The following is a 17,599-nucleotide window of genomic DNA, read 5'->3' as shown; positions in this document are numbered from 1 at the left end:
GCCGGATTGCGGCTCGGTTCGCTGGATGTGCCTGATGGCACGGACCGCCGCCCACACCTCACGGACGGCACATGTGTCCGGCAGGGGTGCCTTTTCTCCCATTACAGCCGAAAGGCTCCATGTGCGGTCAGCGTAAGCGGACCGGTATGTCCGGTCAACCGTGTAGCCGCCCGGTTTGTGCCTGCGTCGGGTTCTCCGCCGGACACGTTCACGGCAGCGATACTGCCCCATCGCCGCCATGGAGGGAAACGCGGTGTGTCGACGGCCGGCGGTTCACACGTATCTTGTAGATATGTGTGCGTGGAGCCCGCGTATGCACCATCATGGCCGTCGTGTACGAAAGCGCCTGAAACACCGGGTTTCAGTCACGAGGCGGCCTCTCGACGGCCTGGAGGTACCCCCACATGACGTCCAGTACGGCATCCGGCAGGATTCTCGACGAATTGGGCGGATACAGCGACGGGCCGTTTGCCGTCGTCGACGTGCTCGTCACCCAGCGCGCGCGGTTCCTGCGCTACGTCTCCTGTCTCGACGACGCCGCCTGGCACGCGCCCACCCGCTGCTCGCAGTGGGACGTCCACGACGTGGTCCGTCATGTCCGCGACGTCGCCGCCCTGCACATCTTCCAGCTCGGCGGCCCGTTCCGAGGCTTCCGCCTCACGCCGGACTTCCACCCGACGGTGACGCCGGACCAGTGGCTCGAACTGTCGGCCGGGCAGAGCCCGGCGGAAACGGTGCGGGACCTGACCCGGCTGGTGGAGGAGGAGGAGCGTCTCCTGCGGGCCAAGGCGGAGGCCGACCCCGACGAGACGCTCGTGGGCGCACTGGGACGCACCATCGCCTGGTCGGTGCAGTCAGTCCACGCGTTCTGGGACGCCTGGATGCACGAGCGGGACATCACCCTGCCCCGCGACGAGGGCCCGGCGTACTCCGAGGACGAGTTGCGGCTGGCCACGATGCACTCGTTGCTGTGCGCGGCCGCCCCACCGAGCTGGAACGGCGACCACGTTCACGCCGGTCTCCTGCTGGAGGGCGCCGCCGACGCCTCGTACGTCGTGACGTCCGTCGACGGTGTCAACCGCGTGCTGGCGGCCCCCTTCGACGGGGCGGACCTCCTGACCGGCGAGGCGGGCCCGACCGTGGACAGCCTCGCCGGCCGGAGCCCGAGACTGGAGGCCGTCCTGCACGGGTCCTCCCGGGCACTGGGGCAGCTCGGCCTGCTGAGCAGGATCGCAGCCTAGCCGCAGCACGACTCCCGCGCGCGATCGCGACCTCACTCGATCTCACTCGGTCTCTCTCGACCTCACTCAGAGGACATAAGGAGTCTTCGATGACGAACCCCGCACGCTCACCCCGGCCCGGCACGGGCCGTCGCCGTTTCCTGGGCATCGCGGCGGCCGGTGTCGCCGCCGGTCAGGTCGGCCTGCCCGGCCAGGCGCTGGCGGCCGGCACCGACCAGGCGGCGCCGACGGCTACCGGCACGGCGGCCGGGTGGGCGCCGCGGCCCGGCTCGGGCATCCGTCCCTTCCGTATCAAGGTCCCGCAGAGGGAGCTGACCGAGCTGCGGCGGCGCATCCAGGCGACCCGCTGGCCCGACCGGGAGACGGTCAAGGACCGGTCCCAGGGCGCCCAACTGGCCCGGATGCGGCCGCTGATGGACCACTGGGGCACAACGTACGACTGGCGCAAGCTAGAGCGGCGCCTCAACGCGCTGCCGCAGTACATCACCGAGATCGACGGCCTGGACATCCAGTTCGCGTACATCCGCTCCTCGCACCCCGACGCCCTGCCGATGCTGATGACGCACGGCTGGCCCGGGTCGATCGTCGAGCTGCTGAAGGTCATCGACCCGCTGGTCAACCCCACGGCGCACGGCGGGCGTGCCTCGGACGCCTTCCACCTGGTGCTGCCGACCCTGCCCGGCTACGGCTTCTCGGGCAACCCGGCCAGGAGCGGGTGGAACCCCGACCGCACGGCGCGCGCGTTCCACGCGCTAATGCTGCGGCTCGGCCACCCGGAGTACGTCTCCCAGGGCGGTGACTGGGGCTCGATCATCTCCGAGGTGCTGGCGGTCCAGCAGCCGAAGGGGCTGCTGGGCATCCACGTCAACATGCCCGGCACGGTGCCGGACGACATCCTGCGGCGCCTGCGCAACTTCGACCCCGCCCCGGCGAACCTGTCGGCGGACGAGCACAGGGCCTACGACCGGCTGCTCCACTTCTACCGTGACGGCTTCGGGTACGCGGCGATGATGAACCAGAGCCCGCAGACGATCGGCTACGCCCTGGCGGACTCCCCGGTGGCGATGGCGGCCTACTTCTACGACAAGATCGCGGAGTGGTCGGACTCCGACGGCGAGCCCGAGAAGCTCTTCACCTACGACGAGCTGCTGGACGCCATCTCGCTGTACTGGCTGACCAACACCGGGGCATCGTCCTCGCGCCTGTACTGGGAGGGCTCGCAGGCCGGCGGCGGACCGTTCAACGCCGTCTCCATTCCCCGGGTCCCGGTCGCGGTGACGGTCTTCCCCGCCGAGATCTACCCCGCGCCGCGCAGCTGGGGCGAGCGGGCCTTCGGCAACATCATCCACTGGAACGAGGTGGACAGGGGCGGTCACTTCGCCGCCTGGGAGCAGCCGAAGATCCTCGCCGAGGAACTCCGCACCGCGTTCCGGGTACTGCGGTAGAGGCCGCCACGCCCCGGCCCAGGGGGTGTAGTTCGGATTCTGCCCAGAGCCACTGTCACTCAAGGCCGACCTGATCCGAACGCCACCCCCTGGTCCTGCCGGCGATCCCAGCGCAGACGGGTGGGGTCAGCCGCCGATGCCGACCAGGGTGCCGGTACCGTCCTGGTAGCCGATGTAGGCGGTGGCTGGGGCGGAGGTGTCCACGCCGGACCAGGTGCCGCTGACCTGGAACGGGACACCCGGCCTTGTCTCCGGGTGCCGCGGAGACACGGTGAATGTGCCGGTCGTGGGTGTGTCCGCACCCACCAGGTTCGCCCGCAGGGTGTACGTGAAGTCGGACGGCCTGCCCGACCCTTCGTACCAGCCCGACATGACGGTGACGAGGTACTTGCCCGGCTTCAGCCTCGTGAAGCCGACGTGCGCCTGATGGGCGTACTCGCTCAGCTGCTCGCCCCCCGCGGGCGAGCCGTCCGCCCGCAGAGGCGTGACCATCAGGTAGATCCCGGCGTCGGGGTGGTCCGCCGTGGCGTAGAACTCGCCGGCCTTGCTTCCCTCGGGCACCGTGAGCACGAACTCGTCGGTGCCGCCCTTCGCCTTGGTCACCTCGCCGCTCACCGGTGCTCCCACGACCGGCGCGTACGGGGTGAGCGTCAGCTTCTCGGTGCCCGGGGTCGCGCTGTAGGAGACGCTTCCCGCGCTGCCGCTGCCGGTGAGTCGGCTCGGAGCCGCCAGGCTCTGTGGTGTCACCACGATCGGGCTGCGTACCGTCACCCGCCCGCTGCCGGTCCATGTCAGGGATCCGGTGACGGGAACGTCGGAGGCCGCGGTGGTGCGGGTCAGCCTGATGGCGACCTTCGCCGTCTGCCCGGCACGGGTGAAGCGCAGGGCCGAGGGCGTCACCCGTACGTCGAAGCCGGGCAGCTTCACGGCGGCGCGGTACACACCGGGCCGGACCGCGGTCAGCGTACGGGTGAGGGTGCGCGAGCCGAGCAGCCGGTCCACAGAGAGGGACGGGTAGTTCAGGTCACTGGGCTCGATGGGGGCCGTGCCGGTCCGGGTGTCCACCCCGAGCCCCTCCTCGTAGGCGAGCCAGTCGCGGGCGGAGGAGTCGTACACCAGGCCCGGGTCGAGCATCGCGGCGGGTTCGACCTCGCCGGAGCCCTGCGCGTACGGGTCGGTGTTCGCCCCGCCCGACGCTGTCTTCGTGTCCACCGCGGTCGTCATCAGGGCGGACTTGACCGCCATGGGCGACCACTTGGGGTGCACGCCGAGGTAGAGGGCCGCCAGTCCGGCGACCTGGGGCGCGGCCATCGACGTGCCCGCCATGAAGTCGAACGCGTGGCCCTGGTTGCTGGGCGGTGCGACGGCGGCGAGCACGGCCACGCCCGGTGCGGCGAGGTCCGGCTTGATCAGCGCGCCCTTGTTCACCGTGGAGGGGCCCCTGGAGGAGAACGAGGCGATCTGCGGATACGGGGTTCCGGTGGAGCCACCGGGCTCCAGCGTCACGGTGGCGCCCGGCGTGGCCGCATAGTCGCCGACCGCGCGCGCCCCCGGCCCGTTCAGGTGCACAGTCGGCACCATGTGGATGTCGCCGTCCGTGTCCTGGTCACCGGTGTTGACCAGGACCATGCCGACGCCGCCGGCCCGCCGTACCTCGGCGGACTTGCTCACCCGGGTGTTGCTGCCCCGATCGCACACCACGATCTTCCCGGCGGTCTTCTCCGGGTCGAGCGTGCCGTCCTTGCACAGCGCGGCCTCACCCTGCGCCGCCGCGGCGTTCTTCACGTCGACGGACCGCACCAGCGCTTTCGGACCGAGCGCCGCGCGCACAGTGACGCTGGCCCCGACGAAGGTCCGGCCGTCGCCCAGCTTCACCGTGGCCTCCACGGGTGCGAGGGTGCTGGCCGCGACCGTGGTGGTCCACGGGGCGGTGTTGTCGATCCAGGACGTCGTCGGCCCCCAGTTGCCCGCGGCCGCCGACACGAAGATCCCGGCCCGCGCCGCCGCCAGGAAGGCCTGCTGTATGGGCTCGTCGAGCGACGACTCCTCCTGCGCCCCCGCCGAGTAGTTGATGACGTCGACGCCGTCCGCCACCGCCTGGTCGATCGCCGCGACGATGTCGGAGTCGGTACCGCCGGAGCCGGTGGCGCCCTTGCCCTTCCAGAGCGCCTTGTACATGGCGACCACAGCACTCGGCGCCACTCCGGAGATCTTCCCGAAGTCGGTCCCGTCCACGGTCACCGGAACATCCGTGTTGCCCGCCGCGGTGGACGCCGTGTGGGTACCGTGCCCTTCGCCGTCGCGCGGCGACACGTAGTCGTCCCGTTCCTCCGGCGGTATCGCGCCCAGCCAGCCGTCGCCGAAGTAGCGCGCCCCGACGAGCTTGGTGTTGCAGGCGGCGGCGGTGAACTGCTCACCGGTCTGGCAGACGCCGGTGAAGGTGGTCCCGTCCGCCTTCTTCATCCGGATCGTGTCGCCCTGGCGGTACGGGCGGTAGGGGTTCATGGCCGTGGGGGGCCTGCTGCCGAGCGGAGAGCCGGCGAACGAGGCGCTCTCGGGCCAGATACCGGAGTCGATGACGCCCACCACCACGCCCTTGCCGGCCTTCGCGGTCCCCCCGAGCGACGACCACACGCCGCGCGGCCCGGACAGCCCCATCGCGTCGGTCGACCGGGAGTCGTCCGTGGCCTTGTTCCATCCGTCCAGGCTGACCTTGAGGACGCCGGGCCGGGTGCTCAGCCGCGCGGCCTGCGTAGCCGTCAGATCCGCGGTGAAGCCGTTGGTCACCACCGTGTAGCGGTCCCGGACCTTGGCTCCGACGGCCGCGGCAGCCTCTTTCTGTCGACCCGTCAGGAAGTCACGGTATCGCTGGGCGGCTGTGGTGGAGGTGTCGACCCTGCCGCCCGGGGACGGCGCCGTCGGAGCGAGTCCGTCGGTGCCGCCCCGATAGAGGGCGAGGGGCGCCTCGGTGAGGGTGACGATGTAGCGGCCGGCCTTGAGATGCCCCGTCAGGGGTACGGGGGTCGTCGGATCGCCGGCGGCCTGGACCGGTGTGCCGGCAAGGATCGCGGTCAGGGACGCGGCGACGGCCACCGCTCCCCGAGCAAGAGCCCTTCTTCGAGGCCTGAATCTCACGTGTGCTCCCAGGGTGTGAGGCGAGCCGGAGGGTTTCTCCGGCACCTTCGGACGCCGCGGAGGACTGACGAGGATCGGACAATGAGCACCTCGCGGCGGGAAAAGTGAACGCTGTACCTCTGACAGGCGTCCAGATACTCTGATGGCGGGTTTGGACGGATGACCAACTACGCCACGGATGTCACACGTCGAGCGGGCGGAGGACGCATACATGCTCAAGGCCCTGGGCATAGCCGATGCCGACGAACAGGTGTACCGGTGCCTCCTGGAGCAGGGCGAGATGACCGTCGCCGATGTCGTCGCCGCCGAGGTAGCGCCGGAGCAAGACGTGCTGCGATCCGTCGGCCGGCTCCGGGAGTTGGGGCTCCTCCACTCCACCGCCCACGGCCTCTATCAGGCGACGGATCCCCAGGCCGCATTGCTGCCCCTGTTGTCGAGGCGGCAGTCCGAGATGGAGACGGCGCTGTCCACCGCGCGCCTGGAGATCGATCGGATCGCCGAGCGCTACCGCGAGGGGCGCCGGCGCCCCGACCCGAGCAGCCTCGTGGAGGTTCTGTCGGACCGGGCGGCGATCGTGGAGCGCTTCGAGCGGCTCACCGCCTCGGTGAGCAGCCACCTCTGGGCCCTGGACCGGCCGCCCTACATGGGCCGGTCCGACGGCGGGCAGCACAGCAACGAGGACGAGATGTCCATCACGGTGTCCTGGCTGGAACGGGGCATCGCCGTCCGTTCGATCTACTGCCCGCAGTCGATGGAGCGCCCGGGCCGGTTCGCGACCCTGCTCCGGCTCGCCGAACTGGGGGAGGACTCCAGGCTGTTGCCCTCTCTGCCGTTCAAGCTGCACATCATCGACAAGCGGATCGCGCTGGTCCCGCTGTCCGGTCCGGTCTACGACGGTCTCGTCGTCATCCACCCCTCGGGCATGCTCGACGCGCTGAGGGAACTCTACGAGGCCTACTGGGCCTGCGCCGAGCCGTTGTCCGCGTCGGCGGCGCCACCCGGGAACGACACCTTCGACGCGGGCGACGTCCTGTTGCTCGGCATGCTCAAGTCCGGTCTGAAGGACCAGGCCATCGCGCGCCAACTGGGGTGCAGTACCCGTACCGCCACCCGCCGGGTCGCGGCCGTCCTGGCGAAGCTAGGTGCCCAGACCCGCTTCCAGGCGGGGGCCCGGGCCGCCACCCGCGGACTGATCTGACCGGCGCCCGTCCGGCGTCGGCTCGCCCCTCCCCCGCTCAGTGCAGGATCCGCCGGGCGACGTTGGTGGTGACCAGGTCGAGGAGTTCCTCGCCGCGGCCGGAGAGTACGGTGCGGATCGCGTACAGGGTGAATCCCTTGGCCTGTTCCACCGTGATCGCGGGCGGCACCGACAGCTCCTGCCTGGCCGTCATGACCTCGACCACCGCGGGCCCGTCGTGGGCGAAGGCGTCCTTGAGCGCGCCTTCCAGGTCACCAGGCCGCTGCACCCGCCGGGCCCACAGGCCGACCGCGGCGGCCACGTCCGCGAGCCGGGGGTTGTCCAGTTCCGTGGCGAAGTTGACGACGCCGGCCGCCTTCATCTCCAGCTCGACGAAATTCAGCGAGCCGTTGTTGAACAGAACGATCTTGGCGGGCAGCCGGTTCTGGCGCAGGGTGAACAGCTCCCCCAGGAGCATAGTGAGACCGCCGTCGCCCGAGAAAGACACCACCTGGCGTCCTGGGTAGGCGGCCTGGGCGCCCACCGCATGCGGCAGGGCGCAGGCCATCGTGCCGTGGTTGAAGGAGCCGAGCAGCCGCCGGCGTCCGTTGAACGTCAGGTAGCGGGCCGCCCACACCACCGGGGAGCCGACGTCCGTGGTGAAGACGGCGTTGTCGTCCGCGAGGCGGTCCACGGTACTCGCCACGAACTGCGGGTGGATCGGCGTGCGTTCGTGGTCGTTGACGGCGAGCGCGTCCAGCGACTTGCGGGTGCGGGCGTAGTGCGCGAGGGCCCGGTCGAGGTGGCCGCGGTCGGTCTTCGGCGTCAGCAGGGGCAGCAGCGCGGGCAGCGTGTCCCGCACGCTGCCGGTCAGCGGCAGGTCAACGCGGGTGCGTCGGCCGAGCTGCTCGCCGCGCAGGTCCAGCTGGATCACCTTGGCGTCCCGCGGGTAGAACTGGCGGTAGGGGAAGTCGGTGCCGAGCATGAGCAGGGTGTCGGCCTCCTCGATCGCCTTGTAGCCGGAGGCGTAGCCGAGCAGACCGGTCATGCCGACGTCGTAGGGGTTGTCGTACTCGACGTACTCCTTGCCGCGCAGGGCGTGGACGACGGGTGCCTTGAGGCGTTCGGCCAGCCTGACCAGGTCGTCGTGGGCGCCCGCCGCGCCGGCTCCGGCGAGGACGGTCACCCGCTTCCCGGCGTCCAGCAGGGCCGCGGCCTCGCGCAGGGCGGCGTCGTCGGGCCGGGAGACGGTGCGGGTGGGGCGGACCACAGCGGGGGCCAGCTCGCGGGCGGCCTTGGCGAGGAAGACCTCGCCGGGCACCACCACGACGGCGACGCCCTTGCGTTCGACGGCGGCCCGCATGGCCAGCTCGATGATGCGCGGCGCGGTCTCGGCGCTGTCCGCCACCTCCGCGTAGACGCTGCACTCGCGGAACAGCTCCTGCGGGCGGGTCTCCTGGAAGTAGCCGGAGCCGATCTCGGCGCCGGGGATCTGGGCGGCCACGGCGAGGACGGGCACCCGGCTGCGCTGGGCGTCGAACAGTCCGTTGATCAGGTGCAGGTTGCCGGGTCCGCAGCTGCCGACGCAGACCGCGAGTTCACCGGTCAGTCCGGCATCTGCGGCGGCCGCGAGCGCGGCGCTCTCCTCGTGCCGCACATGCACCCAGTCGACCTCGCCGTCCCGGCGCAGCGCGTCGGTCAGCCCGTTGAGGGAGTCGCCGGGCAGGCCGTAGAGGCGCTGTACGCCGCTGGCCTTGAGCGAGGCGATGAGGTGGGCGGCGATCGTGGGCATGCGGGTGCTTCCCTTCGCTGGAGGTCGACGGCACGCGACGAGTCTTCAACGGGAGGGCCGGCCCGTGGATCCGTCGGATGACTGTCGGTGCCTGTGTCGGATGACAGTCGCTCGCCCCCCGGCGTACGGGGACCCGGAAAACGCCTCGACCCGCGTCCTCGGGGGGCGCGGGCCGAGACGGGTCCTGCGGGGTGGGTCAGGCGGTGCGGTTCCGCTGCTGCCGGGCCTTCCAGGCCAACAGGAGCGACTGGATGATGAAGAAGACGCCGCCGCCCGTGGCGTAGGTCGACAGGACGTCCAGCGAGGGGTCGTCGCCCGCGGCCTGGACGATGTAGAAGATGCCGACCAGGACGGACAGGCTGCCCGCGATCAGCACCGGCCACTGCTTGCCGAACTCGGGGCCGCGCCGGCGCAGACCGACCACCGCCTGGGCCGCTCCGGACAGGACGGCCCAGGCGCCGAACACGCTGAGCACGGTGGCGAAGGAGCCGGCACCCGCGATGCCGACCGCTATGGCGGCGAGCGTGCTCAGCACCGCGTTGAACGCCGTGACCCGGCGCTCGGAACCGTCCGTGAGGGCCCGGTAGTCGATGACCGACGACACCGCGTCGATCAGCGGGTAGACGACCAGCAGGGTGATCGCCGCGGCGTCCAGGGTGTCGTGGGCTCCGGCGAAGACCACGGCCCAGACCACCGCCAGGATGCCCCGGATCAGGTACAGCCTAGTAAGGGAGGAGCGTTCGCCGTTCGCCGCGGGTGCCCCGGTCGTCAGGGTGTTGGTGGTCATCGGGAGCCGGCCTTTCCGGTGGTCGGGTTGGGTGGGTGCGGGGCCGTTCAGTGCCGGTGCGGCTTGACGCAGCGGAAGCTGTCGGCGTCGGCTATGTCACCGTGACCCTTGTACTGGGACACGAGCGGGTAGCGGCACAGGTCGCGCTCGACCTGCTGGCCGGAGGCGTTGGTGAGGGTGGCGCTCAGCGTGTTGGGGGCCTTGCCCTGCTCGACCCACTTGGTCAGGGCCGCCAGGTCGGTCCCCTGGCCGCCGAGTCCGCAGTGGACGGTGCCCTGGGGGAGGAAGAGACGGTAGAAGTCGTCGACCCGGTGCGTTCCGCCGAGCTTGCGCTCGACGCGCTCACGGTAGTCCACGGTGCCCGCGGTGGGTATGTACTGGTCGGCCTGACCGTGGTAGGTGAGCAGCTTGCCGCCCGACTTGCGGAAGCCCGACAGGTCCGGGTCGTCGGAGCCGATGATCTTGTCGTACTCGTCCTGGGACTGCTTGAACAGCTTCGTGAACTGGCTGTACGTCAGCTTCGAGGTGTCCAGGCCGGGCTGCTTGGCCACCCACTTCTTGGTCCAGTCGTCGGGAACCGTGAACGGCATGTCGCCGGCGAGGCCCTTGAAGTCGGCGCCGATCGGCAGGCCGTACCAGAGCTTCTTGCCGGACGTGGTGCGCGGGCCGTCCCAGATCTTGCGGACCACCTTCGCGTCGGCCGCCGTGATGGTCTCCTGCTTGCCGTCGCAGTCGATCTTGGTGCCGATCAGGCGGCGCGGGTCGAAGTCGCAGCGCGAGGCGTCGGCGATCAGGCCGTCCCTGGCGCCGTCGTTCGTGTCACAGGCCTTGAGCGCGGCCGCGTTGAAGGCCTTGAACTCGCAGTCGGTGGGGCGGGTCTTCTCCTCGTTCATCACAACCTGCGGCCACAGCGTGGCGGGCACGTAGTCGTCCCAGTTGATGGCGGGCGAGTTGGCGAGGATGCCGTCGTAGTCGTCGGGGTAGCGCTGGGCCTCCACGTAACCTTCGCGTCCACCCGTCGAGCAGCCGTTGAAGTAGGAGTACGAGGGGGCCTTGCCGTAGATCGCGTCGGTGACCGCCTTGCCGACGACCGCTGCCTCGTGCTGGGAGCGCTCGGCGAAGTTCTTCAGGAGCGAGGTGTTGACCTTGCCGTTGCTGTCCAGCGCCCAGGAGCTGTCGATGGCGTCGCCAACGCCGCCGTCGGTGGTCGCGGCGGCATAGCCCTGCTTGACCGCGTTGGCCAGACCGGGGTTGTTGTCCCCGACCGCCCAGGCGGAGCCGCCGAAGGCCTGGAAGCGTCCGCTCCAGCCCGCCCGCTCGGGCAGCCAGGTCCGCACCTTGGCGTGGTCACCCTCGCCCGGGTGGGTGAGGGTGACCGTCACCTCGCAGTAGGACGGGACGTCGTAGACGGTGCCTTTGAGGTACCCGGTGCCCGTCACGGTGCCGCCCGGCTGACGGACGGCCGTCACGGACTCCACCCTGGTGCCCGCGGGGGCCTTCACGGGGACGGACCGGCACTGCGTGGGCGCGGAGGTGGAGGCGGGGCTCCCGGTGTCCGCTGAGGCAGTCGGCAGGTACACCGCCGCCGCGAGCGGCACACCGGCCGCGAGGACGGTCAGAAGTCGTCTCATGACTTTCCTATCCGAGAAGTGTGTGTCTGGCATGAGACACATGTGCTGGATGGCGAACATGACGGTTGGCTCCGCCGACCGGTTCGCCGCAGGTGAATGCCCGGGCGATGCGCCGTTCTCACCGAATCGCTCCGCTGCCCGCTGGGGACGAGGAGAGACTGGCACGAATGTCGTCACCGGTCAAGCAGGTGACGAATTGTCGGGGCGATCGACCGACATCGGTCACTCTGCCGTCGTGGCGGGCCCGGCACATCAGTCAGTTGACGGTCAGTCCCGGCACGGAGGCCACCGCTCGGGGGCTCGCCGGGCGCCGGCGGGCCGTCAGCTCCTGTCCGCCTCGGGCGCCTCGTCCTTCGTGCGGTCGTCCCGCGCGTCCCGCAGCCAGTGGGCGTGGTAGCGGTCCGCCCACGACCGGCTGACGTACCCGGTGCGCATCCCCAGCCGCGCTTCCGGGTCCGCGTATGCCTTGCGCATGTGTCCGATCAGGACGACGGCGATCGCCCAGGCGAGGCAGTCGTGCACGAAGATCGCACTGGTGCGTGAGACGGCGGGCAGCAGCCCCATGAACCACATGAGCAGGCCGGTGCCCATCATCACCAGCACGGCGCCGGCGATCCAGCCCGCGTAGAGTTTCTGGCCGGCATTGAATTTCCCGGCCGGACGCGACTGCGGCGAGGTCAGGCGTCTGCGGGCGGACCGCAGCCACCGCCTGTCGTAGACGGCGAAACGGTTCAGCCTGCGCAGGTCCGCGCGGAACGCCGGGGACAGGAGGCCCAGCAGGAAGGGCAGCGGCAGCAGAATGCCCGACCACTCGTGAACCGTCGCCATCAGGTGACGCCGCCCGACGAGTTGGGCGAGCGGCCCCAGATAGAGACAGGCCGCGGTGACCAGGCAGAGCAGCATCAGCCACCCGGTGGCGCGGTGGACCATGCGTTCGGCGGTGCTGAACCGGCGCACCCGGCCGGAGCGCTCAGGCGGCGTCACTGTGTCGGTCTTCCCCGTCGAGCCAGCCGTCGAGCGGGTACCCGCGCTCCTCCCAGTAGCCGGGTACGACTTTGGGGGTGACTGAGATGCCGGACAGCCATTTCGCCGACTTGTAGAAGTACATCGGAGCGACGTAGAGACGGACCGGTCCGCCGTGCTCGTGGGTGATCGGCTTGTCCTGCATGTTCAGCGCCACCAGCACGTCCGAGCGGCGCGCCTGCTCCAGCGTGAGACTCTCACTGTAGGCGCCGTCGAAGCAGGTGAAGCGGATCGCCGTCCCCCTGGAGCGCACACCCGCGTCGTCCAGGAGGTCCGCGAGCCGCACGCCCTCGAACGGCGTCTTGTCCACCCGCCAGCCGTCGGTGCACAGGACGTCGTGGACGACCCGGGTCTGCGGCAGCGCGCGCAGGTCGGCCAGCGTGTAGGTCCTGGGATGGTCGACCAGGCCGTCGAGCCGCAACTCGTAGTTGGTCTCGTCCTTGCGCGGCACCGAGCCGACGATGCTGTAGTAGCGGAAGCCGCCGGGGTTGGGCAGCAGACCGCTCAGGCCGGTCGGATCGAGCTGCGAGGCGGAGCCGAGCACGCCTTCCCAGCCGCGCTGGAGATAGGGCGCGGCGACGAGCCCTGCGGCTCCCAGGCCGAGCATGCCCAGCAGCGCGCGCCGTCCGACCGGGGCGCCGTCGGCGTCTCGCTTCGGCTCTTGTGCCATTGCCATGTTCAGTGCTCCTTCGGTGCGGCGACGGATCCGCCGGTCTCCGGGCGCACACCGCCCGACACATGTGCACTGTATGTGTCTCGGCACCCGGCCGGGTCCCGCACACTTCCGAAACAGGAGGTCGTTACTGTTCTAAGTGGTGACGATAATGGCATCCTTGTGTCGCGGCTGTCAACAAACTGTTCACATGTGTGCCGCGAGGGGCCCGTGCTCCGGCGGAACCCGTCGACGGAACCCACCGACAAAACCCGCCGGGGGCGATTGCTCACCTGTTAGACTCGATCGACCTGACCCGCACGCACAGGGAGTGGCAGACATGGTGGGTGACGACGACATCTCGGGGTGAGACCCGGACCCGATAGCCACCGGCCGGCACTCAGACCGCTGCCGCAGTGGCTTCACTGTCGTCCCCTTTTTCCCTTGCCTGTCCAGGGCGGACACCGCTCTGCCCGCACGCCCCTCGAGGTCACCCTCCATGTCCGACGCCTCCATCGTCTGCTCGAATCTCTCCTTCGCCTGGCCGGACGACACCCCGGTCTTCCACGAGTTGTCCTTCACCGTGAACAGCGGCCGCACTGGCCTGGTCGCACCCAACGGCTCCGGCAAGAGCACGCTGCTCAAGCTGATCGCCGGTGAACTCGCACCCGCCACCGGCTCGGTGTCGGTGGGCGGCACCCTGGGCTATCTGCCGCAGAGCCTGCCGCTGACCCGCGATCTCACGGTCGCCGAGGTCCTGGGGATCGCCGAGGTGATCCGTGCCCTGGACGCCGTCGAGTCCGGGGACGTGGACGAGAAGCACTTCACCACCATCGGCGACGACTGGGACATCGAGGAACGCACCCGCGCCCAGCTCGACCGCCTCGGTCTCACCGACCTCACCCTGGACCGCAGCCTCAACACGCTCAGCGGCGGTCAGGTCGTCTCGCTCGGTCTGGCGGCCCAGTTGCTGAAGCGGCCGGACGTGCTGCTGCTCGACGAGCCCACCAACAACCTCGACCTCGAAGCCCGTCACAAGCTCTACGACGTGCTGGAGGACTTCAACGGCTGCCTGCTGCTGGTCAGCCACGACCGGGCCCTGCTCGACCGCATGGACCGCATCGCCGAGCTCGGCAGCAGCGAACTCAAGCTGTACGGCGGCAACTTCACCGAGTACGAGGACGCCGTGCAGGCAGAGCAGGAGGTCGCCGAGAAGAACGTCCGCAACGCCGAGCAGGAGCTGAAGCGGGAGAAGCGCGAGCTGCAGCAGGCCCGCGAGCGCGCCGACCGCCGCGCGAGCAACGCCGCCAAGAACCTCAAGAACGCCGGTCTGCCCCGCATCTTCGCCGGTAACATGAAGCGCGGCGCCCAGGAGTCCGCGGGCCGGGCCGGCCAGATGCACGCCTCCCGGGTCAGCGAGGCGAAGGCCCGGCTCGACGAGGCCGGGCGGGCGCTGCGCGACGAGCAGCGCATCTCCCTGGACCTGCCCGACACCAACGTGCCCGCCGGGCGCAACCTGTTCCTCGGCGAGGAGATGCAGGTCCGGCACGGCGGCCGGGCCGTCTTCGCCGACCAGGGCGTAGAGCTGTCCGTCCGCGGCCCCGAGCGCATCGCGCTGACCGGACCCAACGGTGCCGGGAAGACCACGCTGCTGCGCCTGGTCACCGGCGACCTCGAGCCGGAGAACGGGCAGATCAAGCGGGCCGAGGGGCGTATCGCCTACCTCTCGCAGCGGCTTGACCTGCTGGACGTGGACCGGACCGTCCTTGAGAACTTCACCGCGTTCGCCCCCGAGCGGCCCGAGGCCGAGCGGATGAACCTGCTCGCGCGCTTCCTGTTCCGCGGTGCGCGGGTCCATCTCCCCGTGCGGGTGCTCTCCGGCGGTGAGCGGCTGCGCGCCACCCTGGCCTGCATCCTGTGCGCCGAACCGGCGCCGCAGCTGCTGCTCCTCGACGAGCCGACGAACAACCTCGACCTGGTCAGCGCCGGCCAGCTAGAGAGCGCGCTGAACTCCTACCAGGGCGCGTTCGTCGTGGTCAGCCACGACGAACGGTTCCTCACCGAGATCGGTGTCAACCGGTGGCTGCGCCTGGCCGACGGCACGCTCAAGGAGACAGGAGCCCCTGCAGTGTGAGCCGCCGCATGTCGACGTGACCCGAGCCCGAGGCCCCGCACCCGGCGGGTCCAGCCCGCACATGTTGGACGGTTCCCATGCCCCAGCCCGCCCTGATCGCCCACGACCTCGTCCGCAACCTGGGGGGCCGACGGGTACTCGACGGCGTCGGCCTGACCGCCTCGCCCGGCCACCGCATCGGCCTGATCGGTGAGAACGGCGTCGGCAAATCCACCCTGCTGCGCCTGCTGGCCGGGGTGGACGAACCCGACGCTGGCAGCGTCACGCGCCCACCCGACTCGGGCTTCCTGCAACAGGAGATGGCCTTCGACGCCGAGGCGACGATCGCCGCGGTGCTGGACGAGTCGCTGCGCGAGTCCCGCGAGGTCCTCGCCGAGCTGGAACAGCTGACCGAGGACCTCGCCTGTACCGCGGACGATGCTCCCGGCCACGCCGAGCTGCTCGACGCCTACGGCAGACGGCTGGAGGAGGCCCAGGACCGCGAGGCCTGGGACGCGGACCGGCGTGCGGCCGTCGTACTGGAGGGGCTCGGCCTCGGCGCGTTCGGGCACGACCGGACGCTCGGCTCCCTGTCCGGCGGGCAGCGCGGGCGCCTCGCACTGGCCGCGCTCCTGGTGCGGCGGCCGTCGGCACTGCTGCTCGACGAGCCGACCAACCACCTCGACGACGCTGCCGCCGCTTTCGTCGAGGAGCAGGTGCGGAACCTGCCCGGGGCCGTGGTGGTGGCCAGCCACGACCGGGCCTTCCTCGACGCCGTCTGCACCGACCTGATCGACCTCGACCCGGCCGTGGACGGCCCGGTGCGCTACGGCGGCAACTACAGCGCCTATCTCACCGAGAAACGTGCCGAGCGGGAGCGCTGGGAACGGCGCTGGGCCGAGGAGCAGGAAGAACTGGACTCGCTGCGGCACTCAGCCGGTGTGACGGCGCGCGCCGTCGCGCCGGACCGGGGCCCGCGCGACAGCGAGAAGATGGGCTACGGCCACCGGGCAGGCCGGGTGCAGAGCCAGATCTCCCGCCGGGTGCGCAGCGCCACCCGCAGGCTGGAGGAGCTGGAGCGCACCCAAATCGATGAGCCCCCGCGGCCCCTGCGGTTCACCGGCGCGGCGCTCGCCGTTGAGGCGACGGCGGCGCAGGGCGCGACGAGTGCTGCGGACCAGGACGATCCCCTGGTGTCCCTGCGCGGGGTGCGGGTGCCGGGCCGGCTCACGCTGGACGGGGCGGAGGTGTCGGCGACCGACCGGCTGCTGGTCACAGGAGGCAACGGGGCCGGGAAGTCGACCCTGCTGGCCGTGCTCGCCGGACACCTCACGGCCGAGGGAGAGATCCGCAGGCGCACCGGGTTGACGGTGGGGCTGCTCGCCCAGGACAGCGTGTTCGACCGGCCGGACCGAACGGTCCGGGACACCTACGGGCTGGCGCTCGGCCCCGAGCGCGCCGCAGCGGTCCCGCTGGGCTCCCTGGGCCTGATGCACGAGGCGGACCTGGACAAACCGGTCGGGCATCTCTCGGTCGGCCAGCGCCGGCGGCTGGCGCTGGCCCTTCTTGTGGCCCGTCCCCCACAGCTCCTGCTCCTCGACGAGCCCACGAACCATCTGTCCCCGCGCCTGTGCGACGAACTGGAGGACGCCATGGGCACCGGCCCCGGCGCGATCGTCGTCGCGAGCCACGACCGCTGGCTGCGCAAGCGCTGGCAGGGTCGGGAACTGAGGCTGGACCCGGCGGCGACGCAGCGTTCCGTCACCGGCGCGACGGTCGGCCGGGGCCTCCGGCACGGAGGACGGAGGTGAGACGTGACGGGACGCCCGTCACCCGAGATATAAACACCGTTTTGACCGGTGACGGTTATTGCGGTCCCGTACAGTCACCTGTCAGAATGGTGATGTGAATCTTAACCATGTCTTCGTATGCGGAAACCCCGCCCTCGACTTCGCTGCCACACTGCGCGCCCGGCGCTCGACACGCTTCGAGATGTTCGCGACCCCGGACCGGCTAGACGCCTGGTATCTGGAGTCCGGCATCGTCGACACGGTCCTCCCCGGTGGCGAGACCGACGTCGAGCAGGCGACGATCGTGCGAGAAGCCATCTACGAGCTGGTCACAGCCCGGCGTCTCGGGGAGGAGTTCGACGAGGACGCGCTCAACGTCCTGAACGAGGCCGCGCGCAAGGTCCCGGCGACGCCGCAGCTCACCCCGTCCGGCCGTCGCACCGAGGCGACACCGGAGCAGGCTCTGTCCACCGTCGCCCGGCACGCCGTCGAGCTCCTCAGCGGGCCGGACGTGCCCCTGATGAAGGAGTGCGGCAACCCCGAGTGCACCCGCGTCTACATCGACCGGTCCCGCGGCACGCGGCGGCAGTGGTGCGGCATGGACTCGTGCGGCAACAAGATCAAGGCGGCCGCCTACCGGGCCCGCAAGAGGACCGCGCCCACCGCGGCCGCTCACTGAACCGCCGCACCGCCCACCGCCCCCGGCCGGGCGCCGGCCCCCCCGTTATCTTCTTCGCGGTCCTGCAAGAGGGCCGCTGGCCTCCGGGCCCGGCATGACTGTTCCCCCCTGTCGAACGGATGACCTGGGGGGTG

At 70.6% G+C, this 17,599-nt stretch carries 12 protein-coding genes; 6 read left to right on the top strand and 6 right to left on the bottom strand.

Annotation, left to right across the window (positions count from 1 at the left end):
- Positions 1 to 404 precede the first annotated feature (404 nt).
- Complete coding sequence (locus IE258_RS37945; protein WP_189750343.1) at positions 405 to 1,241, top strand: maleylpyruvate isomerase N-terminal domain-containing protein; 837 nt, start codon at positions 405 to 407, stop codon at positions 1,239 to 1,241.
- Positions 1,242 to 1,330: 89 nt separating this feature from the next.
- Positions 1,331 to 2,686, top strand: a complete 1,356-nt coding sequence (locus IE258_RS37940; RefSeq protein WP_189750342.1) for an epoxide hydrolase family protein — start codon at positions 1,331 to 1,333, stop codon at positions 2,684 to 2,686.
- Positions 2,687 to 2,812: 126 nt separating this feature from the next.
- Here IE258_RS37940 and IE258_RS37935 read toward each other — a convergent pair whose 3' ends face one another.
- Positions 2,813 to 5,779, bottom strand: a complete 2,967-nt coding sequence (locus IE258_RS37935) for a S8 family serine peptidase (RefSeq protein ID WP_229892687.1) — start codon at positions 5,777 to 5,779, stop codon at positions 2,813 to 2,815.
- Between the two features lie 253 nt (positions 5,780 to 6,032).
- Between IE258_RS37935 and IE258_RS37930 the strand changes: the two genes are divergently transcribed.
- Positions 6,033 to 7,019 (top strand): helix-turn-helix domain-containing protein, encoded by a 987-nt coding sequence (locus tag IE258_RS37930; protein WP_189750340.1) that lies wholly within the window; start codon positions 6,033 to 6,035, stop codon positions 7,017 to 7,019.
- Between the two features lie 37 nt (positions 7,020 to 7,056).
- Here IE258_RS37930 and poxB read toward each other — a convergent pair whose 3' ends face one another.
- From poxB to IE258_RS37905, 5 genes are all read right to left on the bottom strand, one after another.
- Complete coding sequence (gene poxB / locus IE258_RS37925; protein ID WP_189750339.1) at positions 7,057 to 8,790, bottom strand: ubiquinone-dependent pyruvate dehydrogenase; 1,734 nt, start codon at positions 8,788 to 8,790, stop codon at positions 7,057 to 7,059.
- Between the two features lie 196 nt (positions 8,791 to 8,986).
- Complete coding sequence (locus IE258_RS37920) at positions 8,987 to 9,577, bottom strand: DUF308 domain-containing protein (protein WP_189750338.1); 591 nt, start codon at positions 9,575 to 9,577, stop codon at positions 8,987 to 8,989.
- A gap of 47 nt (positions 9,578 to 9,624) precedes the next feature.
- Entirely contained in the window at positions 9,625 to 11,208 is a 1,584-nt protein-coding gene (locus IE258_RS37915; RefSeq protein ID WP_189750337.1) for a tannase/feruloyl esterase family alpha/beta hydrolase, read from the bottom strand.
- A 321-nt stretch (positions 11,209 to 11,529) separates the two neighbouring features.
- A complete protein-coding gene (locus IE258_RS37910; protein ID WP_373309981.1) occupies positions 11,530 to 12,192 on the bottom strand; it encodes a cytochrome b/b6 domain-containing protein in 663 nt (220 codons plus the stop codon).
- On the bottom strand, positions 12,179 to 12,901 hold the full coding sequence (locus IE258_RS37905) for a molybdopterin-dependent oxidoreductase (protein ID WP_189750393.1): 723 nt from the start codon (positions 12,899 to 12,901) through the stop codon (positions 12,179 to 12,181). Before IE258_RS37905 ends, IE258_RS37910 begins: the two co-directional genes overlap by 14 nt.
- Positions 12,902 to 13,382: 481 nt before the next feature.
- Between IE258_RS37905 and abc-f the strand changes: the two genes are divergently transcribed.
- From abc-f to IE258_RS37890, 3 genes are all read left to right on the top strand, one after another.
- Complete coding sequence (gene abc-f, locus IE258_RS37900; RefSeq protein ID WP_189750336.1) at positions 13,383 to 15,017, top strand: ribosomal protection-like ABC-F family protein; 1,635 nt, start codon at positions 13,383 to 13,385, stop codon at positions 15,015 to 15,017.
- Between the two features lie 77 nt (positions 15,018 to 15,094).
- Positions 15,095 to 16,807 carry an ABC-F family ATP-binding cassette domain-containing protein gene (locus IE258_RS37895; protein WP_189750335.1) on the top strand — a complete coding sequence of 571 codons (1,713 nt, stop codon included), beginning with the start codon at positions 15,095 to 15,097 and terminating at the stop codon, positions 16,805 to 16,807.
- A 94-nt stretch (positions 16,808 to 16,901) separates the two neighbouring features.
- The gene (locus IE258_RS37890) at positions 16,902 to 17,465 is read left to right on the top strand and encodes a CGNR zinc finger domain-containing protein (RefSeq protein ID WP_189750334.1); all 564 of its coding nucleotides are present in this window, start codon (positions 16,902 to 16,904) and stop codon (positions 17,463 to 17,465) included.
- The last annotated feature ends 134 nt before the right edge of the window (positions 17,466 to 17,599 follow it).

The sequence above is a fragment of the Streptomyces tendae genome (assembly GCF_014650435.1).
Lineage (GTDB): Bacteria > Actinomycetota > Actinomycetes > Streptomycetales > Streptomycetaceae > Streptomyces > Streptomyces tendae.
The sequence above is the reverse complement of the archived record's forward strand: the minus strand, read 5'-3'. Positions and strand labels throughout refer to the sequence as shown.